Below are 23,178 nucleotides of genomic sequence, written 5' to 3' on the forward strand. Positions count from 1 at the left end.
AATAACAACATTTGTAAAAATTTTTGCAAAATCTTCAATATTTTTTCAACTAAGTTCAATATCTTCTGGATTTGCCACCAGTCATTTATTTTTTTTCTTTTTGTAAATAACTAAAAAATGAAATCCAACATTAGCATTATATATTTGAATAATTAATGGTTTAACAATTATTAGTGATTTTAATTTATCAAAATTAATATTATAAGATTTTAATAATAAATTATAATTACTAGCCAATTGTTTTAATTCTAAAAGATTAATTCCCAATTTTGTTAAAAATATATCTTTTTTTATGTCATTAATTAATAACTTCTTCTTAAAATAAAACCTATATATCATAGCAAGACATGCCAAACCACAATCATTTTCTGTTTCTTGTTGAACAAAAGGATATTTCATATAAAAAATCACCGCCAATAATAATTAACAGTGATTACCATTTTTTCCTTTTTATTACTTACGATGTTTTTTCTTTTTAGCAGCAGCGCTTTGTTTTTCGCGTTTTTCATCACGCGCAGAAAGAAAATGTTTATGTCTTTTTTCTGCTCTTTTAGTCTCTTGGGCCTTTTTACTAAATCCTTTTAAAAGACGTTGAAACTCTTGTTCACTACTTGTTCGTTCTTCGTTTTCTTTGTTGTCTGATGATGGTGATTTTTTCACTGAATGCATTCATGTCAGCTCCTATTTTTTATTTTACTTTAACAATTATATTAGTAAATTAAAAAATTATCAATATTTTTATACAATATTAAACTTTTTATTTTAAAAAAAATTAAAAGTAAGATTATCTTTTAAAATTTCACACTTAATAACTATTATTTAATAATAATTAATGATTTTATCATATTTTAAATGTTTATGTTTTTAATAAATAAAATAAAAATTTATTTATAAAATAAATCTAAATGAACGATTTGACACTAAAAATGGAATAAAATTTAAATCTTCTTTAGAAAGTTTACCAACAACGTTACGAATACCATCATTTTTAATTTTATTTGTAATAATATGTAATTCACCGCGATAATTTTGTGCTTTATTATTAAGAATAACAACATCACCTTTTTCTAATCATTGATTAGTATTGTTAGCAGGGATATCTAATTCTTGATATATAACTCGAGAAATAACACTACGAATTATATCTCGTGCTAAATCAGATCTAACTTTATGAATATTTTTGTCAAAAAGAATCTGTTGTTCACTATCAGTAATATTAGAATTTAACTCAATTTTTAACGATAAATTTTTATAATCAATTTCATTTATCATTTTCAAATCATATTCTGTTAAAAACTGGTTAGCAATAATTATCATATCAATGCATAAAGCAATATAATGACGAATTTGTGTTACCAATGGTCAATCACGATGCAGTTCTAATGTTGGTAAATTATCATTATATTTTCAAGGTCCAATTTTATCTTTTCCTAATAATGTAACAAAGCTGGCAAATGGAATTTTATTAACAACGCTTTCAGATTTATTTAAACAAAAAAAGTCAATATCAGCACCGGTATATCTTTGTGGATAAAAATTATAACAACTAATAAGGTTATTAACATTAGCTTTATAAAATAATATTAAGTAGTTGATATCATTAACAACATATGAACCATTAATAAATATTTTAAAATTTAAACGATTTTGACTTAATTTTGCTTGATGTTTAATATCAATTCCTTCGTTGCAACGAATACCCGATAAACCATACATTTTAAAAAACTTTATGAAATCAAGTCGTTTATTAAGATTCAGATTAAATTCATTAATAAATTCAATATTAATATCTCCAAAAACATGCATATTATACTTTTTAGCAATTTGTGTTAATACTACTAATTTTTTTAAATTTTCATAATCTGTTTTTTTAAAACTAATTAAAGTTGTAAAAATAGTTTTAATATTATTCTTGGCTAATAATTCGGTATAATTTTTAATTTCTTCTAAATTTGCTAAATGTAAATAAACTGCAGCACCAATTTTTTCCATTTACTTCCTCCTTTACTTTTTATATATTAATTTTATCATTTTGTAACTTAATAATTTTTAAGGCTTTTCTCCCTTTATGTACTATTTTAATTTTATCACATAAATGCTGAGAAAAGCCTTAAATTATTGGTTGTTTTTTGATAAATGCCAACAATCAAGGTTTTATTCACCAAGGATCTTCCTTGTTTTTTAAAACCCATATGTGAAAGATACATTTCATCAATTTGCACTGTACCTTCAACAATAAATTGAGGTTTTTGTTTTGCAATACGTGTTCTGATTTTATGAGTCATTCTTCAAGCAGTTTTCAAAGTCACTCCCAATTCTTTTGCAATATCTGTTGATGGAATTCCATGTTTGGTGTTTATTCATCTAAAGATAAGATAAAACCAAGATGTTAAAGATGTTTGTGACCTTGAAAATATGGTGCCTGTGAGAATGCTAAATGTTTGATTACATTTTAAACATCTCATTCTTTTTAAATCAGAAGTATTCAAATTAAAATTAAAACACCTAATACATTTGTTTTCTTTCAAATTTGCTATATATGCAAGACATTGCTGTTCAGTTTGAAAAGCATTTTTGAATTAATTCAGTTTCATTATTCCCTCCACAAGTACATGTGGGGAGAAGTCCGATTATAAATTACTTCTTCATTGTCTAAACTAAAAAAAGAAATATATTTATATGTTAATTGTCAATTGTAAAAAATATATTCTGATTTTGCTTTTAATAAAAAACAATAATTATTTTCACCTAATAAAATTGGGTTAAAACATTCATATTTTTTTATTATATTAATACTAGCAAGTAACATATCCCAACGTATTCCATCACTTACTATCACTATTTGTTGAAAATTAATTTTTTTGGAAATTGCAGTAACTATCGCAAGTTCACTATCAATAAAATCTTTTTCTTTATTAAAAGTAATAATTTCAAAATTATGTATTTTACTTTGATCATTTAAAATCTTTAACTGTTGTTTATTAATGGTATCATTATCACCACAAATAAACTTAATTGGTTTTTTATATTTTAATAATGATAAAACACCAGTTTCAACACCAATAAAAATTGGATTAATAAATTGTTCTCAATTTAAATTATAATCACGACAAACAATTACTAATTGTTTAATATCACTATTTTTCATAATTTGTTAACATCGCAACTTGTTTTTTTACTGAATTATCACTATTTAATAAATAACTACCCGCTACTAGGTAATTAGCACCAGCAGTAATACAATCATTTGCTGTTAAATTATTAATGCCGCCATCAACAGCAATTGTAATATTTGGAAAATTATTATCGATATGTTTTACTAACATTTTAATTTTATTAATAGTTAAATCTAAAAAACGTTGTCCACCGGCACCTGGTTGCACACTCATAATTAAAATTGTATCAAGATCTTTCAAATAATCATAAATTTTTGAAATTGGTGTATCAGGATTAATGGCAATTCCTTTTTTAAAACCAGGGTTTTTTCACTGCATAAATTCTTTTAATTGTTCTTCTGTTAATGCTTCATAATGCAAAGTAATATTTTTAACTTGCGGTAAAATTATAAATGGTTTTAAATAATCACATACTTTTAATGTTGTTATCTTTACCATCATATGACAATCAATATTGATATTAGAACTAAATTTACATACATCACTTAATATTTTTGCACCAAAACTTAAATTTTCAACAAAATGATGATCCATAACATCAAAATGAATTCAATTAATTCCTGCATTTTGTAAATTTAATAAATCATCTTTTAAAGATAGAAAGTTAGCAGTTAAAATGCTAGCGGCAATTGTTACTTCTTTTTTCATATATTACCATCCTTTATTTTAAATTATTAATTTTATTGAATTATATTAAAATTTTACAATAATCTTCATAAAAAAAACCAGAAATTATTTTATTTGCAACTGCTTTTTTAATTGCACATTCTGGTTCTTGCTGATGTAAGCAAGTACGAAACTTACAATTTTGTCAAATATTAGTAAAACTAGGAAAATTAGTAGCAATATCAATACTACTTAAACCTTGCAATTGAAAGACCGAAAAACCAGGTGTATCTGCAATAATACCATCATGTAAAAAATAAAGGCGAGTTTTAGTTGTGGTATGTTTACCACGATTTAAACTTGTAGAAATATCCTGTGTTCATAGTTTTAAATTATTATCCAAACTATTTAAAGTTGAACTCTTTCCCACTCCTGAAGTACCTGTTAATATTGATAACTTGTTTGTAAAAACTTTTTTTAAATCTTCAATACCATTTTTTTTAACATTTGAAATAAAAATTACTGGTAAATTTAAATTCTGATATGCTTTAACTTTTGTTCAAACTTCATTATCTTTAGTTACCAAATCAATTTTTGTAAATATTAAAATTATTTTTAAATGATAATAATTAAAAATAGTTAATAATTTATTTAATAGAAAACTACTAAGAAAAGGATTAACAAGAGAACTAACAATTAATACTTGATCAACATTAGCAATGCTTGGTCGATATAGTTCATTAAATCGAGGTAAAATTGATTCAACCAAAGGATTTTTATCATCTTTAAAATTAACTTTAACATAATCACCAACTAAAATTTTTGCTGTTTGAAATTTTAAATTTCCTTTGATTAAACAAGAATAAATTTGATTTTCAATTCTTACTTCAACAAAGTTATTTGCAACTCCAATAACTATTCCTTGTTTAAAGTTCATAGTGTCCTCCAATTAATATAAAATTAATATGCTTATAATAACACCAATAAGTAATAATATAATTAAAATTAAAGATGATAAAAATTCTTTTTTTAAATAAAATGGTTTTTTTAATTTTTGTGAATTTAAGTAATTTTTCTTAAATAACATATTATTTTTATTTTCCATTTTTAAAAAACAATCTAAATCATTACTCAATTCACTAATTGTCCGATAGCGATCATTAATATCATTAGCAGTTGCCTTCAAAATAATATTTTCTAAACTTTGTGGAATATTTTTATTAATTTCATGAATTAATGGCATTGGTTCTTTAATATGTTTGGCCGCTAATATTTGTTGATTTTTATGAAAAAAAGGTGGTTTACCAACTAATAATTCATATAATATAATACCTAAAGCATAAATATCACTTTGAATTGTTGGTTTTTGAAATTTTACTACTTCTGGAGCAATATATTTCATTGTTCCTACAACTTGATTAGCGTGTTTTTTAACTTCATAATCATCAATAACAGCAATACCAAAGTCTAAAACTTTAATTGCTCCACTACTAGTTAAAATAATATTTTCGGGTTTTAAATCACGATGAATAATATTGACTGCATGACACGCATTAACCCCTTTTAAAATTTCTTTCATAATAACTATAACTTCATTAACTGATAAAACTGAATAATTACTTAAATATTCTTTTAATGTTTTACCTTCTAATAATTCAAAAACTAAGCATCAATCTTTCTTATCAATAAAAACATCATATACCAAAATAACATTGGGATGTCTAACTCTAGATACTGCTCTAATTTCTTGCAAAAATCGTTCTTTTATTAAGTCATCTAGTGGTGAAATTGGATTAATTACTTTTAAAGCAACTTGCCGATTTAAATATTTATCTTGTGCTTCATAAACTTTAGCCATACCACCCGAACCAATAATTTTTAAAATATGATAACGATTATTCAATAATTTATTTATTTCCATTAGTTTCACCATTACTTTTAAATTTATTTTGGCTTTTCTCCCTTTATGTACTATTTTAATTTTATCACATAAATGCTGAGAAAAGCCTATCTACGGACTTCTCCCCACATTTTTAAATCAAACATAGAATTACAGTTTCAAAACTAGGTATCTTGTTGAATTTATATGCAGCTTCTTTAGCATATAAATGAACATGATGTTTTGCAACTTTGATATGTGTTTTAAATGTTCTTCTTATATGTTTTCAAACTGATTCAATTTGGTTGGTATTTACACCAATTTTTGAAACATAGCCATCTTGATGGTTAACTGTTTCATGCTTAGTGAAAACTGATTTAAAATCGCAATATCCTTTTCAAGAATCAGTATATACAAGACATTTTGAAGAAATGTGGTTTTTTGCAAACTGCAAAAGATTTTTACTCTTTGCGTTTTTCAATACTTTCACAATTAAATTATTGGTTGTTTTTTGATAAATGCCAACAATCAAGGTTTTATTCACCAAGGATCTTCCTTGTTTTTTAAAACCCATATGTGAAAGATACATTTCATCAATTTGCACTGTACCTTCAACAATAAATTGAGGTTTTTGTTTTGCAATACGTGTTCTGATTTTATGAGTCATTCTTCAAGCAGTTTTCAAAGTCACTCCCAATTCTTTTGCAATATCTGTTGATGGAATTCCATGTTTGGTGTTTATTCATCTAAATATAAGATAAAACCAAGATGTTAAAGATGTTTGTGACCTTGAAAATATGGTGCCTGTGAGAATGCTAAATGTTTGATTACATTTTAAACATCTCATTCTTTTTAAATCAGAAGTATTCAAATTAAAATTAAAACACCTAATACATTTGTTTTCTTTCAAATTTGCTATATATGCAAGACATTGCTGTTCAGTTTGAAAAGCATTTTTGAATTCATTCAGTTTCATTATTCCCTCCACAAGTACATGTGGGGAGAAGTCCGTTTATTTTTTAAAAATTACTAACTTATTTATAATTTATATTTTACACAAAAATGTCAAAAGACTAAAATTTTATTTCCATTAATAATACAGTAACATTATCAGTTGAAACATTAAGTAATGCTTGCTTAATTAATAACTTAACTTTGTTATTAATATTTCCATTTTTTTCTAAAATATTAACTATTTCATATTCTTCTAAAAAATCATGAACACCATCACTAGTTAAAAGAAAATATGATGGAATTATTAAGGGTAAATGAAAAATATCGGTTTTTAATGGCTTACGTGGACCAAGAGCACTAGTTAATGCCTTTCAATAAGTGTGATTTAAATCAACACTTGATTCTTTAGTTGTGTTTTTTTGTAAATATATATTTAAAATATTATGATCAACTGTTAACTGTTTTAATCCTTGTTCACTATATTGATAAATACGTGAATCACCAATATTTACTAAATAAGCTTTGTTATTAGTAATTAAAATTATTACCATAGTTGTTCCCATATCAAGCGCTTGTTCATTACTTAAACTAAAATTATTCATTTCAATTTGAATAATATCTATCTTTTCTTGTAATCATGCATGAATTTGTTTATCATGTTTTAATTTAGTAAAATCTGTTGTTTCAAAAAATTTTTTTAACATACTAACAGCCATATTACTGGCCACTTCACCACATTTATGACCACCCAAACCATCACAAACAACACCAATAACTTGTCCCGTATTATTTGTTAAATATAAAACGGCATCTTGATTATTTGTACGATAATTACCAACATCTGTTTTATAACTAGCATTTATTTTCATAAACTGACCCCCTATATTCCTTTTTTTAATTTACAAATATAAAATCCATCAGTATTGTTATTAAAACCAAAAAATTGTTTTTCTGCAATGATTGTCATATCTGCGTGATTTTTAACAAACTTCTCAATTTGATTTTGATTTTCTTTAATATTGAAAGTACAAGTAACATACACAATTATCGCTTCGGGTTTTAAAAGTTGATAAGCCTTATTTAATAATTTTGCTTGAACAGTAATTAAGTGATTAATTTCTTCTTTACTTCAATTGATAAGTTTAACTTCTGGTTTTCTTTTAATTAAACCTCAAGCAGTACTAGGAGCATCAATTAAAATTTTGTCAAACTTATTATTAAAATCCAATATTGTAGAATCACCATATTTAAGTTCAGTATTTGTTACGCCTAATTTTTTTAAATAAGTAGCACCAATTTTTAATCGTTCTTCATTGATATCACAAGCAACTATCTTACCGTGATTAGACATTAAAGCTGCCATATGAGCTGTTTTACTAGCAATTCCTGCACACATATCTAATACTTCATCATATGGTTGTGGATCTAAAAAATGACTAACTAACATACTTGCTTGGTCTTGTTTAATAATTTCACCATTTTCATATAATTTTGTGTTAAAAATTGACTTTGAACTAATAATACCATCAGATACTATCTCGCTTAAACAAAAGTTAAAAGATTTATAATTTTCATTGTTTAACACTTTATTAACAGTAGTTTTTAATGTATTAACTCTAAAACTAATTAATGGCATTCTTAAGTTATCTTTTATCAATTGATTTGCAATATTAATACTAAATTGTGATTTTATTAAAGAATATAATCAACTAGGATAACTATATTTAATTAATTTAATATTTTGTTTACTTTCTTTTTGTAAGTTAAATTCTGATCTAAATTCAGTAAAACATAAATCTAATACTTTAGAAATAATAAATGTTAGTTTATTATCAATGGTGCTTACTTTTTTTAAAGTATTTTCAATGAAAATTTCTTTATTAGTAATTTCTAAAAAATAGATTTCATATAAAACTATTCATAATAAAATAGTTATGTGAAAAGGAATAGTAATTACTGATTTCAAAACATTTCATATTTGATTTAATATATAATCTAAATAAATTTGATTTTTTAAAGTTCCTAGTACTATCTTTTCAATTGCTTCTTTTTCTGATAATGTTAGATTTTTATCTCGCATCATTTGTGCTAATAAAACATTACAATGACCTTTTTCTAGGATTACTTGTACTAGAATTTTATAAACATCATTTTTAATTATCATTATTTAACCCCAAAAAATTTTTAATTATACATATATTATAACTTAAATTATTATTTTTAATTTTGATAAGTATTTTACTATTATAACTATTAAAAAATGCATCATTACAATGCATTTTTAGTAATAAATTATTATTTTTAATAAAAAATAAACTATTAAAAGTTGCTCTTTATATTTACTTTACCTTTTCATTTTTTACAAACTTCACAATATTTATACATATTATTAATTTTAATACCAAGAATAATTCCTGATCATATTGCACAAGGTGTATTAGCACAAATTATAACTAAATCTTTCATTAAAATTGTTGATTCAGATCCGCCATGATATGATAAATGAATAATACCCCATAATACTCATAAACTGTTAGCTGTTGTATAAAGAATAAATGTAAGTAAAGAAATACCATCTGTTTTTTTAGTTTTTATTGTTTTTAAAGATTGTGGACAAAATGCTATAACAGCAATAAGTGCTCCAATAATCCCTATTATAGTAATAATTCATCATTCAGTATTTGCCATTATTTTTATTCCTCCAAAGTTCTAGCATTTTCGCCCAACGTTTTCATATTTTTTACTTTAACATAAATAATACAATTAGTTGCAGTCATTGTTACTGTATACGGTATTATTAAGGTAGAACCTCAAATTGCAATTTCAAGAGTATCAGCACCTTTTGGTCACATTACTGGTAATGTTACTGAAAGTATTCCAAATATCAAGAAAAAAAGATTAGCAATATTATAAATTATATAAGTTGATAAGATTATATGTTTAGTTTCCTTAGTTTTTATTGTTTTTATTGCTTGTGGAATAAATGTTATAATAGATAATATTCCGGTTAAATAACCTATAATTCCAATAAAAGTTTGCATTTTCATCCTCCATTAAATTTTAAAAATATTTTAGTAGTTTTTTTAAAACTATTAATATATTTATTTCTTGTTTTATTAAAAACAACATTATTTTACTTTTAATCATTTAAAATAGAAAGTGTTTAATTAATATTTTTTCAAATAAATATAAAAAAATTAAAAATAATTTATAATAAAAAAAGGCTTTTCTCCCTTTATGTACTATTTTAATTTTATCACATAAATGCTGAGAAAAGCCTATCTACGGACTTCTCCCCACATTTTTAAATCAAACATAGAATTACAGTTTCAAAACTAGGTATCTTGTTGAATTTATATGCAGCTTCTTTAGCATATAAATGAACATGATGTTTTGCAACTTTGATATGTGTTTTAAATGTTCTTCTTATATGTTTTCAAAATGATTCAATTTGGTTGGTATTTACACCAATTTTTGAAACATAGCCATCTTGATGGTTAACTGTTTCATGCTTAGTGAAAACTGATTTAAAATCGCAATATCCTTTTCAAGAATCAGTATATACAAGACATTTTGAAGAAATGTGGTTTTTTGCAAACTGCAAAAGATTTTTACTCTTTGCGTTTTTCAATACTTTCACAATTAAATTATTGGTTGTTTTTTGATAAATGCCAACAATCAAGGTTTTATTCACCAATGATCTTCCTTGTTTTTTAAAACCCATATGTGAAAGATACATTTCATCAATTTGCACTGTACCTTCAACAATAAATTGAGGTTTTTGTTTTGCAATACGTGTTCTGATTTTATGAGTCATTCTTCAAGCAGTTTTCAAAGTCACTCCCAATTCTTTTGCAATATCTGTTGATGGAATTCCATGTTTGGTGTTTATTCATCTAAAGATAAGATAAAACCAAGATGTTAAAGATGTTTGTGACCTTGAAAATATGGTGCCTGTGAGAATGCTAAATGTTTGATTACATTTTAAACATCTCATTCTTTTTAAATCAGAAGTATTCAAATTAAAATTAAAACACCTAATACATTTGTTTTCTTTCAAATTTGCTATATATGCAAGACATTGCTGTTCAGTTTGAAAAGCATTTTTGAATTAATTCAGTTTCATTATTCCCTCCACAAGTACATGTGGGGAGAAGTCCGTAAAAAAATAAAAAACCACTAAAATAGTAAAAATTTATTTAAAATAAAATAATAAATTTAAAAAATATTAGTTAAAAATTAAATAAAATTTTAATTTTACAATAAATATAAAATTATGAAATAAATTCGCCTTTTTATAAAAAAGTGATTTTGGAATGGCAACCCTTTTTAGGACTATTTTTTGGTAGACATTTGTTTTTGATAATTAACTGGAGTTAAGTAGTTTAAAGTGCTGTGAATTCTTATGTTGTTATATCAATTGATGTAATCAAATAATTCTAATTTTAATTGGATTAATGATGTAAAATTTTTATCATTAATAAATTCGGTTTTGAAAGTTTTAAAGGTTGCTTCAGCAACAGCGTTATCATAAGGACAACCTTTTTTGCTTAAAGAGCGATTAATATTGAATGCTAGTAAAAGTTTATCAATAATTTTATTATTAAATTCATTACCGCGATCACTATGAAATATTTGAATATCTTTTAAACAGCGATTTGAGTGCATAAATGCTTGATATACTAATGATGCATCTTTTTTAGTACCTACACTATGTCCAATTATTTCGCGGTTAAATAGGTCAATTAATAAACAAATATAGTTTCACTTACCATTTACTTGAACATAAGTTAAATCACTAACAATAACTTCATTTTTAACTCTATTATTAAAGTTTCTATTAACAAGATTGGTTATTTGACTATCATTGACTTTATTATGATAATTTTTGAATGATAATTTAGTGTATTTTGATATTAAATTATGTTTATTCATAATTTCTTTAATTTTTCGTCTTGATAAATAAATTTCTTGGTTTTCTAGAATGACTTTTAATCTTCTAGTACCATAAACTTCTTTATTTTTTTTAAAAGCACTAATAACAGCTTGTTCATAAATATTATTTTGAATTTTATTTTTTTTCTTTAAATTAAAATAATATGTTGATTTAGAGAGTTTTAAAAAATGACACATTGTGCGAATTTTATATTTAGATTTATTATTTGCAATAATCTCTACTTTCTGCCTATTATTAGTGCTGCTTGCTTTAAAATATCATTTTCCATTCTTAATTGTTTTAATTCTTTTCTTAATTTAATTAATTCATTTTCTTCAACAGAACGATTATCTTTAGTTTTAAAACTACCTGAATTAGTAAATTGCTTAATTCAATTGTAAGTAGCTGCTCTTGTAACATTATATTCTTTAACAAGGCAAGATACTGATTTGCCACTTTGATATAAAGCTACTATTTGTTTTTTAAATTCATCGGTATATGAGTTAATATTGGCCATAATTATAGTTCCTTTCTTTGTTCACTTGTCTACGTAATTAGTGTCCAATAAAGTGTAACCCATCCATTCCTTAAAAAATGCTTTTTTATAATGTTTAGTTTTTGTTTTAGTTTTTCTATGTGATATATGAATAATTTCTTTTTGTAATTTTTTCTTACCTTTTTCTGCAACTTGACTATATGCAAATTTTTCTAAATGATGTAATAATCCAGTACCAAATAAAGTATTAACTGAAAACTTTAAACCAACATTTTTAAATGATTTGTTAATATTTTCAATAGGATTATTAATAACATTTACTACTTTATGATAAGTTCTTATTATTCTAAATATTTCTCTATATACTTTAAAACTATCTCTAATTACTTGTTGTAAAACTGGTGGAGCAAATGCTATTGCTTTTAATCATTTATTACGATTAACACCATAACCAATGTATCAACCACTATATCAACGATATCAATGGAATGGATGTATTTGAGTAATAAAAGTTTTTGCTTTAAGAATACTATCAACAACTGTAATTGTTTTATATTTAGGATTGCGATGATAAATAGTAATTGCACATTTATCTAATGACAAAGGTTGAATTTTACAACCCATAAATACTGGGGAATTTAATGGAATTAATTGTGCATGTTTAATTGCTCTTTTTTCTGCACTAGTAAATAAATCAGTTGCTTTTTCTTTTAATTTATTAATTTTTTCAAATGCTTGTTTTTCTAAATTTTCAAATTTTTCTTGTAATTTATATATACTTTCTCTTATTTTTTCAAAATATGGTGTATCTTTTCAAAATTTATTTAAACCTTTTTTTAAATAAAATCTAATATCAAAATATTTAAAAGTTTGATTTGCTTTTAAAACAAGTTTATGAATAACATTATTTTTAAAATTAAATTTAATAGCATTTGCACGAATTTTTTGTAAATCCAAAATTAAATATTTACCATATCTATTTTCTGTATGTATTGTATGAACTAAATTTAATCAATCATGTTGGTTCATAGATAGTACTTTTTTTAAATCAGTATTAAATTTTTTTAAAAAGTTATTTGCTTTTTCGATATCTTTAATTTTAAATTTAGGAGTTAATTGTGGACTTAATTTTATTAATGTATTTTGTAATAATAAGTGTTCCATTAATTTTTCTGTTTCTAGTTTTTGAAAATTATTCTTATATTGTCTTTTAGCAACATAACCTAAATCTCGTAATACTGTTTCACGATTAGGAGTAAAACTATAATTCATTAAATAACGTTTATTACCAATAATTTTATCTGTTAAAATTTCTTTTCCACTTACTTGACTAATAATTTCTTGTAAGTTTTTTGCTTCTTTAACACCAATTTGTTCTAATGTTTTAGTTTTTTGTGCTAATTTAATAAATTTAGTTATACGATAACCACGACTAATTTTATTAAGTCCAGCAAATGCAGGTAATAAATTTAAGAAAGTATTTAATTTTGTTACATTTCCTTTTAAATAATCATAAACTTGATTAATAGTAAAATCAGTTGTAGCATAAATACCAAAATTAATAGTACTTGCAATAAAATCACTTGCACCTAATCCAAGGGCTACACTTTCACTTAATCCACCAGTAAAAGGAGCAAGTGCTACTGCTATAACTTGTACACCAATCATTTCTAAAATTTCTCATCAAAAACTTTTATTTTCTTGTTGTTTACTTATTCTAGTATGTTTTGGTTTATTTATGTTTAAAAGTATTGCTGTACTAGTTGTACCAATTGGCATGATATTAATGTCCTTTATTTAAGAGTTATTTTAATTGGATTTGTTGTTCCTTTATAATTTAAGTCATTAACATTTGCAGTAATAGTTATATATAAGTCACCTGCTTTTTGTTTTTGATTACTTACATTAGTTTTTCCTTGTGCATCACTAAAATATTTAATAGTTGGATTTGTTAAATTAGGATTTAATGATTTAAGTTCATTAGTACTTTTTATTTGTGTATTTAATTCAATATTATTGTTATTAACATTTGCAGTAATATCAGTTGTTAAACTTGTGATTTTAGTTTTTAAATCAGTTTTATCAGTATTAATAATTCCACATAACATTCAGCGTGAAGTTGTTTCTTCTTTTGTTATATAGGGTATTGCTTCACCAGTTACTTATCCACCAACTAAATATCTTCTTCCAACTTTACCATCATTAATATCTTGAACATATACAACTGTATTTTGTAACATATATCTTTTCATTGCTCTTGGTGTTGCTAAAACAAAAGTCATAATTTTAGTTTCATTATTATCAGTAAAAGTCATATAATCATCCATTACAATTTGACATAGTACACCTTTGATATATAAATTTGTTCCATTTAATCTTAATTGTTGTGCTATTTGGTTATCAGTAATTAAACCTTTATTATCTGCTAAGTAAACTAAACTATCATATAAATTATTAGTAATAAAAAATTGACAATTGTTACTATTTCTTAATTGAAATAAAGTATTTCAAGCAGATAGCATTGATTTTAAATATCCTATTGGTGTTTTATCAGTAATATCTAATTTAGTTGAATATTTTGCAATTACATTTGTATCATTATTTGCTAGATAATCTGCTAAATCATTAGCAACTTCATATTGCATTGTATTTAACAAATTTTGTCCATTTTCTGCATTTAAATCAACATTAGCAATTATTTCACCTGCAACTGCTTCTTGTTTAATTTCTTTTAAAATTTTAATAGTTTCAGCATAACTAACATCTAATCCTTTGCTTTTATCATTTCATTTTAGTACTTTAATTTCTGAATTTTTTGGTTTTTTAACTATAAATTCAATTTTTGTAGAATTAACCATTTCAATAGGAAAAAAACTTGCTCATGGTGAATTTGATTGTTTATAAAATTCTATAAACTCCGGTGCTTCTACTAATTTTTCGGTATTATCTAAATTTTGATTGAACGGTACTGACATTTTTTTTATTTCCTTTCTGTTATAAATTATTTTTCTTTTTATAATCCAATAAAGTACTTTTTATTGAAATTGGCTGATTTGTTATTATTGTTTGTGGTTTACCACCTGTATTAATTATTTCTTTAAATAATGGTTGTTCTTTAATAATTTTTCGGACTTCTCCCCACATGTACTTGTGGAGGGAATAATGAAACTGAATGAATTCAACAATGCTTTTCAAACTGAACAGCAATGTCTTGCATATATAGCAAATTTGAAAGAAAATAAATGTATTAGGTGTTTTAATTTTAATTTGAATACTTCTGATTTAAAAAGAATGAGATGTTTAAAATCTAATCAAACATTTAGCATTCTCACAGGCACCATATTTTCAAGGTCACAAACATCTTTAACATCTTGGTTTTATCTTATCTTTAGATGAATAAACACCAAACACGGAATTCCATCAACAGATATTGCAAAAGAATTGGGAGTGACTTTGAAAACTGCTTGAAGAATGACTCATAAAATCAGAACACGTATTGCAAAACAAAAACCTCAATTTATTGTTGAAGGTACAGTGCAAATTGATGAAATGTATCTTTCACATATGGGTTTTAAAAAACAAGGAAGATCCTTGGTGAATAAAACCTTGATTGTTGGCATTTATCAAAAAACAACCAATAATTTAATTGTGAAAGTATTGAAAAACGCAAAGAGTAAAAATCTTTTGCAGTTTGCAAAAAACCACATTTCTTCAAAATGTCTTGTATATACTGATTCTTGAAAAGGATATTGCGATTTTAAATCAGTTTTCACTAAGCATGAAACAGTTAACCATCAAGATGGCTATGTTTCAAAAATTGGTGTAAATACCAACCAAATTGAATCAGTTTGAAAACATATAAGAAGAACATTTAAAACACATATCAAAGTTGCAAAACATCATGTTCATTTATATGCTAAAGAAGCTGCATATAAATTCAACAAGATACCTAGTTTTGAAACTGTAATTCTATGTTTGATTTAAAAATGTGGGGAGAAGTCCGTAGATAGGCTTTTCTCAGCATTTATGTGATAAAATTAAAATAGTACATAAAGGGAGAAAAGCCTAATTTTTTTAATAGTTTCTTCAATTTTTGAATTTTCTAAATTATTAGTTTTAAATTTTAAAAAATCATAAAATTCAGTTTTAACTTGATATTTTTTAAATATATTAATTATTTCTTTTTCTTTAATTTCTTGATTAAGTTTATTTAACTTATTTTCTGCTTCATTAACTTTATTTTCTATTTCTTGTGAAGAAGCATTGTTTTCAGTTAAAGGTTCAGTTGTTTGTTGAACATTATTTTCATTTTCTAACATTTACATCACCTCTTTATTATTTATTTTCTTTATTAATTTTTTCATTTAATTTTGCTAATTTTTTTTGATGTTTGATAATTTTGTTATTTGCTCTAACATGTTTTGGAGTTGTGATAAATCTTTTTAATAAAACAATAATTTCTCTGCAAATTAATGTTCCAACACTTGTTCCAATAATTATTAATTCATGTAAAAATTCTTTCATTTCAATATTTTCCTTTCAACTATTTATTGTTTATTTTTGATTATTCATCAAATTCACCTTTATTAATTCTTTCAATCATTGATTGTGAATTACTTATAACTTCTACTAATACAGATATTTTTTTTTCTAATTCTTCTATTTGTTCTTTATATGTTTTTATTTCATTATTATAATATTCAAGTATTTTTTCTTTATTCATAAATTATTCACCTCCTTTATAAACTCATATGATTATAATCTCAATTTAATGAAGCATTATCATGATTTAATGGTACTTCGCTCATATTATCACTACCATAATATTGACTTGCAGTTTCACTATTAATAGTAAATCTATTATCATTAATTAATCTTGTAGTTTCATTATTAAATGGTGTTTCTTGCATTTCTTGAATATGATTAGTTGTTTCCAATGGTAGTAAATTATGGATAATTTCAGAAGCACCAGCAACTATGGTAGGTATTGCATAAGCATTATTAAAATCATTATTAATACCCATTGCTACACCACTTGATATTAAACATCCACCAGTAGCCATATTACAAATCTTTCTTATTGTTTCAAATTTATTAGGTATTAACTCCGTTAATCCATTAATAAGATTTGATATACCATAAGCATTTAAACTAATATAAGTATCTCAATCCATTAATGACTGATGTTCTTGTTTATTTAATAGTAATCATGGTGGACCTTCTGTTGTAGTTGTAGTAGTGATTGGAGTTGGTGTTGTTGGAATAATTGGAGTAATATTATTTTCTGTTCATTTACTATAATTTGCTAAACCAATAGTCCCTAATCCTAGTAATATTTTTTTACCACTATTAATTAATTTAGTTTTAGTATTTGGTCTTTGATTTAAATTTCAAATATCTAAACCTAATTTTTTACCAAATAATAAACTATTAATTGAACCTAATACTGGATTTACAATTACTTGACCATAATAAGCACTTGTACCAATCATTGCACAAATTGGACTTATACCAGTTATAATTAATTTAGTTAAAGTATAATTTGATTGTGTATTTTCGTTTGGCATTTTAATCTCCTTTATTTGTTTTTATTAGTTCTCTTATAACATCTAGTAAATAATCTACTACATAAGAATTTAATTCAAATTCATAATTTCTAATTTTAATTTTTTCCTTCTGCATTTGTTTATTCTCCTTTAATTTTCTAATTTTTTAATTGTTACTTTAATTCAACCTTGATAAACATCATTATCACCAACTATTAATGCAACATTACTTTCGGGTTCAGAAACAATTATGTGTTTTGATTTAACATTTGGATATTGTCTTAAAATAATTGCTCTAATATCATTACTGGTATGAATTGCTTTTGGAAATGGTGATAATATTTCAATTTCATCTTTATTTTCAAACAAAGTAGGTAATATAATCATTAGTCAAATTCTCCATTTTCAATTCTTTCTTTTAAAGAAAAGATATATTCTGTATAAGTTCTATGTGGATTTTTATCATTTATAATTTCATCGATATCTAAAATTAATTTTTCTTTATTCATAATTTAACCTTTCTTTCCTAACTCTTTTATTTTTTTTTGTTTACATAAGTTATTACATTTATGAGCAAAAACTCTACCATAACCACATTTATTATTCTTTTTTATTTTTATTATCATTATTTATTTTCTTCTCATATGATATTTCCACAACTATTACAATTTTCAATTTTTTCTCAATTTTTAAAATTATTTTCAAAATCATTTATCAATTTTTTAAACTTATTTAAGTCATATTTATCAATACAAATATCATCTAGGTTTAAAGTAAAATCTCCATTTATTGAAAAATGACCAATATTAATTCCTTCTCATTCTTCTTTTCATTTGTTTAAAAATTCATTTATTGTCATTATTTTTTCTCCTTATTTTTAATTTGATTAGAAATTTCACTTAATATTTTTAATACTTTATATTCATTTTTTAATTCTTTAATAATAAATATTAAAATTATTATTAGTGTTATACTTGTTATTAATATTGGTACTATTAATAAAATTTTTCATAATATCATTTTTTACTCTTTTCATTTTTTAAATCATTTAACATTAATTGAACAAAATGTACGATTTTTAGGAATATTTAAAGTATTAAAAATTTGACCAGTTACTATAATTTCATCATTTTTGTTTAATAAAATACATCGTTTATAAAATTTTGGTTTATTAAAAATTAAAGTAACATAATTTAATCCATTTCATTGACCTCTAACACTATAATATAATTCTTTATTACCTTTTTCGTAATATTTTGCTTCAATAGTATTACTTAGTTTTACTGTTAATTTGACATAATTTGCTTTTTCTTTCATGTTTATAATTTCCTTAAATAATTATCAAAAATTAATATTTTTTTATGATTTTTTAAATAATATTGAATATGTTTATAAGCATCTTGTTCATGTTTTGTTAATTTTATATTTCCTTTATAATTTGTTATTTTATTTTTATTTTTTGGGTGGTTTTCTAGATAATCTCAGTTGAAAACATCTTGTACTAATACCATTAATGCACCAATAATTTTAGGTGTTGCTAATGGATTAGTTAATAATTGTTTTGAACTTAAAAAGAAATTTTCTACAATAACTAATATTTTTTTATCAATAAATTTTTCTTTAATTAATTGAAATTTTTCTTTATACATATTTTTAGTTCATAAAACAGTTAATGTATTGAATGTTTCATTAAAAACAATATTATTAGTTTCACTTGAATATATAACCATTCCATTATTACCAATTCCAGCAGGGTCAATTCCAATAATTAAGTCATATTGCATTAATTAAGTTAACCTCTAATAACCGTTTTAATAATTTCTAAATCACAATTACATCAACAATATTTACATTCTTCAATAAATTCTTTATGACCACAAACTAAATTATCTTTTTTTAAATCATCAATCAGTTTAATTAGCCCTATTTTAAATTCAATATCATCACTGTCTGGTATGCAAATCGTTCCTCTTTTAGTTAAATATTCTTTATCCATATTTATACCTCCTACTTAACTTAATATTTAAAATACAGTCATAACAAATTGCTTTACTATTTTTATCTCTTAAAAAATATTTTCTTGTTTTTATATCATTAGTATTAAAGAATAAATAATCTAATTTATTTTGTTTACATGTTCAACAAAAATACTTTTTCATTATGATTTGAAATTCCTTTCCTAATATGTCCTGTTGCTTCTAGCATAAAGGACATATATTTTGATTTTTAAATTATTAATAATACTATTATTAGTTTTATTCATTCCAGAAATTCTGGGCTCAAAAATAAATTATGAAATTTTAAAAAACATTGAGGCATTCGATTCAATATTTATTTAATTTGTGTTAAACAAATTAATATTTTAATTGAACCGGTACCGCTCAATTTTTTTTACAAGTTTGAAATTTATTTTCTCGCCCAAAAATTTTTTCAAAAAAATAAAAAATAAAACCAACACTTGCTCACTGGGGAGTGGCAAGGTTGGTTAAATAAAGAATAGAATTAATACAATAGGTCCCTACAACAGGTCTATATATACTAGTTTCCAATTCGCTCCCACCCCAATAATTACCATTAATGGTTAGTATAATTTATTAGGTATCACTCCACTTTTTATTTATCCATGCAAGTCCACATGCTCTAGCTACTATTTTTAACAACTGTGTTGTAGTTCACTTTTTTAGTTCCCTAACACGTGTTGATAATAGCGTTAAAGAAGATTATTAATTATTAACTTTCTCCTACTTGGTCACTGCGTGTAGTAGATATTTAAAGGATGTTAATAATAAAAATTTTAAAATTTTACAATTACACAAAAAAAGACAAGATTTTTATTCTCGTCTTTTGTAATTTATTTTTAATTTAAGGGTTTAAAAAAGAAAGGAGCTATTTTTAAAACTTTTTAGTTATCGACATCTTCGACACGCTCCCTATTAATAATTTAAAATATTTTTACTTATAATATCAACTATCTGTTTAGAAACTTCCACTTTTGAACCAATCAAATTATAATTATTATTTTTAAAATAAAAATTAATTTCTGTTTCATTTTTACCCATAACACTAATATTATTAATACAAATACCATCGCAATTTTTAATTTTCATTTTTTCGATACCAAGATTTTTATCATTAACTTCTTGAGCAGCAAAACCAATTAAAACTTGTTGTGCTTTCTGCTTACCTAAAAATGCCAATACATCAATATTAGCAATCAGTGATAAAGATAAATTTTCATTCTTATTTTTAATTATTTTATTAGGAATATATTTACTTACTTTATAATCATTTAAAGCAGCAGCACATATTACAATATCAGCATTATCAAAGTTTTCTTTCATTGCTAAGAACATTTTTTCATTAGTATTCGCTTTAATAATAGTTAGGTTTTTTTGCGATTTAATTTCAAAATCACAATCACCTGCAACTAATACTACTTTAGCGTTAGTTTTAAGAAAAGCATCTACTAATGCTTTACCCATTTTTCCTGAAGAATTATTAGTAATATAACGAATTGGATCAATATAAGTTCTAGTGCGACCAATATTAATTAAAATTTTTTTATCAGATAAATCAATATTTTTTTTAAAAAAATCTTTAATTATTGCTAATGCATTATCTGGACTTTTAACCCGTCCATCACCAATCATCTTACAGGCTAACATTCCTGAATCTGGAGGAATAATAGTAATATTTTCAAAATTAGATAATTCTAATAAATTTTTTTGAAAACTTTGATTGTGATACATATTATGATTCATTGCTGGAAATAATATCTTTTCTGCTTTGGAAGCTAAAAATACTGATAATGCTAAACTATCAGCAATTGCTAAATTTGCTTTACTAATAAAACTCATAGTAGCAGGATAAACAACAATTAAATTTGTTTTAATGGCTAAATTAGTATGAGTAATTAAATCTCCTTTAACATATGATTCTTGTTCAAACATTTCAGAATAATAAGAAAATGTTTTATCTTCTAGAAAATGTAAAGAACTTTTAGTACAAATAATATCAACTAAAAATTCTTTTTTTAATTGTTTTAATAAAATTAAGGCTTTGTTTGCTGCAATACTACCAGTAATTATTAAAGTAATATGTTTCATTATTTTCTCCTATCATATCATTAAACATAAAATAAACAAACAAAACCTATCTTCAAAATATGATAGCATTGAAAATAGGTTTTTATTATTAAAAATTTATTTTTACTTTTTATCAAGTATAACTGAAACTCGTGTTTTATTTTTTTTAAAAATAGTATACTTAACAATTCCTGATTTTAAAGCAAATAAGGTATCATCATCACCACGTCCTACATTTTCACCAGGGTGAATTTTAGTTCCACGTTGACGATAAATAATTGTTCCCTCTTTTAAACTTTGTCCATCACCAATTTTAGCACCTAAACGTTTAGAATGTGAATCACGACCATTACGAGTTGAACCCACTCCTTTTTTTGAAGCAAATAATTGTAAATTTAATTTATAAAACATAATTACACCTCCTTTATGTTAATATATTTTTGATATTGTTCTTTAATAGTTTTTAATTGTCAAAGCATTGTTTTTAAAATGATTTGACTATTATTAGTGAAACTAGCAACTTTAAGTTTAACTAATCCAGCAGTATTATTAATTACTTGAACTTGATTATTATCAAGTTCATGAAGTGCATTTAATGTACCAATAACAATGGCTGAAATCCCTGCACAAACAATATCATTTCCAATTTTTGAAAAATTAGCATGACCAGTAATTATAACTTCTACAATGTTACTATTTTGGTAATTATAAGTAACTTTAACCATAATTTAATATTACCTTAAATTATTTTTTATTATTTTCATCATCTTCTTTAACAACTTTAACAGTCATATTTTTATGATCAAAAATAGTTTTTAAATTACCTTCACTAACAACAGTTTTAGTGTTATCTGGTTCTGTAATATTATCCTTAACAACTGATTTAGTTTTAACAACTTTTTCTTTTGTAAGTTCTTTTTTTACTTTACTAACTACTGATTTTGGCTCTTTAATAATAGGAGTTACTACTTCAGAAATTACTTCTTTTTTTACTTCATCTTTAATTACTGGTTTTGATTGTTCATTCTTCTTATCAACAAGACTTTTACCACCAAGTAAGATATCAGTAATTAATACCTTTGTATATGGCTGACGGTGTCCATACATTGTTTTTGAATTTTTCTTAGGTTTATATTTAAACACTCGAATCTTTTTTGATTTATCTTGTTTAATAATCTCACCATGAACTTCAGCACCTTTTAGGAAAGGTTTACCGAATTGTTGATCAATCATCAATATTCTGTCAAAAATAATCTTATCTTTAGCTTTGCCAACAAGTTTTTCAACAAAAATCTCTTGACCATAGGAAACGTTAATTTGTTTTCCTCCTGTTTGAATAACTACAAACATTTTTCTTATTACCTCCAGTTTAGAATCGCCTTATAGGTGGAATAAATCACTTGTTAACCTAAAGTAGAGCGGTTGAAACTGCATAAACAGTCTTAAATATTATAAAGTATTTTTTATTAAAAGCAATACAAAATTTAGTAATTATACACA

General features: G+C 23.9%; 31 protein-coding genes, 3 pseudogenes and 1 other annotated feature. Of the genes and pseudogenes, 1 reads left to right on the top strand and 33 read right to left on the bottom strand.

The window, feature by feature from the left end:
• Positions 1-9: 9 nt before the first annotated feature.
• From AACL02_RS12480 to AACL02_RS04995, 18 genes and pseudogenes are all read right to left on the bottom strand, one after another.
• Positions 10-399 (bottom strand): annotated as a pseudogene (locus AACL02_RS12480) (cysteine peptidase family C39 domain-containing protein); the annotation flags it as partial.
• A 54-nt stretch (positions 400-453) separates the two neighbouring features.
• A complete protein-coding gene (locus AACL02_RS04920; RefSeq protein ID WP_174480618.1) occupies positions 454-669 on the bottom strand; it encodes a hypothetical protein in 216 nt (71 codons plus the stop codon).
• A 219-nt stretch (positions 670-888) separates the two neighbouring features.
• Positions 889-1,992, bottom strand: a complete 1,104-nt coding sequence (locus tag AACL02_RS04925) for a MupG family TIM beta-alpha barrel fold protein (protein ID WP_339043117.1) — start codon at positions 1,990-1,992, stop codon at positions 889-891.
• Between the two features lie 92 nt (positions 1,993-2,084).
• Complete coding sequence (locus AACL02_RS04930) at positions 2,085-2,528, bottom strand: hypothetical protein (protein WP_339043120.1); 444 nt, start codon at positions 2,526-2,528, stop codon at positions 2,085-2,087.
• Between the two features lie 257 nt (positions 2,529-2,785).
• Positions 2,786-3,148: pseudogene (locus AACL02_RS12485) on the bottom strand (hypothetical protein); the annotation flags it as partial.
• The gene (locus AACL02_RS04935; protein WP_339043122.1) at positions 3,138-3,824 is read right to left on the bottom strand and encodes a ribulose-phosphate 3-epimerase; all 687 of its coding nucleotides are present in this window, start codon (positions 3,822-3,824) and stop codon (positions 3,138-3,140) included. The pseudogene AACL02_RS12485 and the gene AACL02_RS04935, both read right to left, overlap by 11 nt.
• Positions 3,825-3,864: 40 nt before the next feature.
• On the bottom strand, positions 3,865-4,719 hold the full coding sequence (gene rsgA / locus AACL02_RS04940; RefSeq protein WP_339043124.1) for a ribosome small subunit-dependent GTPase A: 855 nt from the start codon (positions 4,717-4,719) through the stop codon (positions 3,865-3,867).
• A 12-nt stretch (positions 4,720-4,731) separates the two neighbouring features.
• Positions 4,732-5,703 carry a serine/threonine-protein kinase gene (locus AACL02_RS04945; protein WP_339043126.1) on the bottom strand — a complete coding sequence of 324 codons (972 nt, stop codon included), beginning with the start codon at positions 5,701-5,703 and terminating at the stop codon, positions 4,732-4,734.
• 112 nt (positions 5,704-5,815) lie between these two features.
• Positions 5,816-6,631: an IS1595 family transposase gene (locus AACL02_RS04950; protein WP_339043600.1), complete on the bottom strand. Its 816-nt coding sequence runs from the start codon at positions 6,629-6,631 to the stop codon at positions 5,816-5,818.
• Positions 6,632-6,734: 103 nt separating this feature from the next.
• Positions 6,735-7,484, bottom strand: coding sequence for a protein phosphatase 2C domain-containing protein (locus tag AACL02_RS04955; RefSeq protein ID WP_339043128.1), 750 nt, complete (start codon positions 7,482-7,484; stop codon positions 6,735-6,737).
• Positions 7,485-7,495: 11 nt separating this feature from the next.
• Complete coding sequence (locus AACL02_RS04960; RefSeq protein ID WP_339043130.1) at positions 7,496-8,779, bottom strand: methyltransferase domain-containing protein; 1,284 nt, start codon at positions 8,777-8,779, stop codon at positions 7,496-7,498.
• A 155-nt stretch (positions 8,780-8,934) separates the two neighbouring features.
• Positions 8,935-9,303, bottom strand: coding sequence for a SemiSWEET family sugar transporter (locus AACL02_RS04965; RefSeq protein ID WP_339043132.1), 369 nt, complete (start codon positions 9,301-9,303; stop codon positions 8,935-8,937).
• Between the two features lie 5 nt (positions 9,304-9,308).
• A complete protein-coding gene (locus AACL02_RS04970) occupies positions 9,309-9,656 on the bottom strand; it encodes a SemiSWEET family sugar transporter (protein WP_339043134.1) in 348 nt (115 codons plus the stop codon).
• Between the two features lie 263 nt (positions 9,657-9,919).
• A complete protein-coding gene (locus AACL02_RS04975) occupies positions 9,920-10,675 on the bottom strand; it encodes an IS1595 family transposase (protein ID WP_339043136.1) in 756 nt (251 codons plus the stop codon).
• Between the two features lie 275 nt (positions 10,676-10,950).
• A protein-coding gene (locus AACL02_RS04980) for an IS3 family transposase (protein ID WP_422397813.1) occupies positions 10,951-12,068 on the bottom strand; the annotation gives its coding sequence in 2 pieces (ribosomal slippage) (positions 10,951-11,798 and positions 11,798-12,068; 1,119 coding nt in all).
• Between the two features lie 1,772 nt (positions 12,069-13,840).
• Entirely contained in the window at positions 13,841-14,155 is a 315-nt protein-coding gene (locus AACL02_RS04985) for a hypothetical protein (RefSeq protein ID WP_339043138.1), read from the bottom strand.
• Positions 14,156-14,209: 54 nt separating this feature from the next.
• Complete coding sequence (locus AACL02_RS04990; protein ID WP_339043140.1) at positions 14,210-15,022, bottom strand: hypothetical protein; 813 nt, start codon at positions 15,020-15,022, stop codon at positions 14,210-14,212.
• 19 nt (positions 15,023-15,041) lie between these two features.
• Positions 15,042-15,191, bottom strand: coding sequence for a hypothetical protein (locus AACL02_RS04995; protein ID WP_339043142.1), 150 nt, complete (start codon positions 15,189-15,191; stop codon positions 15,042-15,044).
• 24 nt (positions 15,192-15,215) lie between these two features.
• On the opposite strand from AACL02_RS04995, the gene AACL02_RS05000 reads away from it, so the two are divergent.
• Positions 15,216-16,031, top strand: a complete 816-nt coding sequence (locus tag AACL02_RS05000) for an IS1595 family transposase (RefSeq protein WP_339043602.1) — start codon at positions 15,216-15,218, stop codon at positions 16,029-16,031.
• Between the two features lie 53 nt (positions 16,032-16,084).
• Here AACL02_RS05000 and AACL02_RS05005 read toward each other — a convergent pair whose 3' ends face one another.
• The 15 genes and pseudogenes from AACL02_RS05005 to rplU form a co-directional block, all read right to left on the bottom strand.
• Positions 16,085-16,366, bottom strand: a complete 282-nt coding sequence (locus AACL02_RS05005; protein WP_339043144.1) for a hypothetical protein — start codon at positions 16,364-16,366, stop codon at positions 16,085-16,087.
• Positions 16,367-16,382: 16 nt separating this feature from the next.
• Positions 16,383-16,571 carry a hypothetical protein gene (locus tag AACL02_RS05010; RefSeq protein ID WP_174480113.1) on the bottom strand — a complete coding sequence of 63 codons (189 nt, stop codon included), beginning with the start codon at positions 16,569-16,571 and terminating at the stop codon, positions 16,383-16,385.
• Positions 16,572-16,611: 40 nt separating this feature from the next.
• Positions 16,612-16,770, bottom strand: a complete 159-nt coding sequence (locus AACL02_RS05015) for a hypothetical protein (protein WP_339043146.1) — start codon at positions 16,768-16,770, stop codon at positions 16,612-16,614.
• 16 nt (positions 16,771-16,786) lie between these two features.
• On the bottom strand, positions 16,787-17,614 hold the full coding sequence (locus AACL02_RS05020; RefSeq protein ID WP_339043148.1) for a hypothetical protein: 828 nt from the start codon (positions 17,612-17,614) through the stop codon (positions 16,787-16,789).
• A gap of 129 nt (positions 17,615-17,743) precedes the next feature.
• Positions 17,744-17,980, bottom strand: a complete 237-nt coding sequence (locus tag AACL02_RS05025; RefSeq protein WP_339041654.1) for a hypothetical protein — start codon at positions 17,978-17,980, stop codon at positions 17,744-17,746.
• Positions 17,980-18,102 (bottom strand): hypothetical protein, encoded by a 123-nt coding sequence (locus AACL02_RS05030; RefSeq protein ID WP_339043150.1) that lies wholly within the window; start codon positions 18,100-18,102, stop codon positions 17,980-17,982. Before AACL02_RS05030 ends, AACL02_RS05025 begins: the two co-directional genes overlap by 1 nt.
• Before the next feature lie 116 nt (positions 18,103-18,218).
• The gene (locus AACL02_RS05035; protein WP_339042954.1) at positions 18,219-18,452 is read right to left on the bottom strand and encodes a hypothetical protein; all 234 of its coding nucleotides are present in this window, start codon (positions 18,450-18,452) and stop codon (positions 18,219-18,221) included.
• Between the two features lie 164 nt (positions 18,453-18,616).
• The gene (locus AACL02_RS05040; RefSeq protein ID WP_339042630.1) at positions 18,617-18,910 is read right to left on the bottom strand and encodes a hypothetical protein; all 294 of its coding nucleotides are present in this window, start codon (positions 18,908-18,910) and stop codon (positions 18,617-18,619) included.
• A gap of 2 nt (positions 18,911-18,912) precedes the next feature.
• Positions 18,913-19,377, bottom strand: coding sequence for a hypothetical protein (locus tag AACL02_RS05045; RefSeq protein WP_339043152.1), 465 nt, complete (start codon positions 19,375-19,377; stop codon positions 18,913-18,915).
• 8 nt (positions 19,378-19,385) lie between these two features.
• Complete coding sequence (locus AACL02_RS05050) at positions 19,386-19,589, bottom strand: hypothetical protein (protein WP_281748672.1); 204 nt, start codon at positions 19,587-19,589, stop codon at positions 19,386-19,388.
• Positions 19,590-19,947: 358 nt separating this feature from the next.
• Positions 19,948-20,142, bottom strand: a complete 195-nt coding sequence (locus AACL02_RS05055) for a hypothetical protein (protein WP_339043154.1) — start codon at positions 20,140-20,142, stop codon at positions 19,948-19,950.
• 384 nt (positions 20,143-20,526) lie between these two features.
• On the bottom strand, positions 20,527-21,699 hold the full coding sequence (gene coaBC / locus AACL02_RS05060) for a bifunctional phosphopantothenoylcysteine decarboxylase/phosphopantothenate--cysteine ligase CoaBC (protein ID WP_339043156.1): 1,173 nt from the start codon (positions 21,697-21,699) through the stop codon (positions 20,527-20,529).
• Between the two features lie 102 nt (positions 21,700-21,801).
• A complete protein-coding gene (gene rpmA / locus AACL02_RS05065; RefSeq protein WP_338976131.1) occupies positions 21,802-22,089 on the bottom strand; it encodes a 50S ribosomal protein L27 in 288 nt (95 codons plus the stop codon).
• A gap of 2 nt (positions 22,090-22,091) precedes the next feature.
• Positions 22,092-22,403, bottom strand: a complete 312-nt coding sequence (locus AACL02_RS05070; RefSeq protein WP_339043159.1) for a ribosomal-processing cysteine protease Prp — start codon at positions 22,401-22,403, stop codon at positions 22,092-22,094.
• 334 nt (positions 22,404-22,737) lie between these two features.
• Positions 22,738-23,028 (bottom strand): annotated as a pseudogene (rplU, locus tag AACL02_RS12490) (50S ribosomal protein L21); the annotation flags it as partial.
• 11 nt (positions 23,029-23,039) lie between these two features.
• Positions 23,040-23,112, bottom strand: a sequence feature (ribosomal protein L21 leader region).
• Positions 23,113-23,178 lie beyond the last annotated feature (66 nt).

The organism is Spiroplasma endosymbiont of Apeira syringaria (assembly GCF_964020205.1).
GTDB classification, from domain to species: Bacteria; Bacillota_I; Bacilli_A; order Mycoplasmatales; family VBWQ01; genus Spiroplasma_E; species Spiroplasma_E ixodetis_A.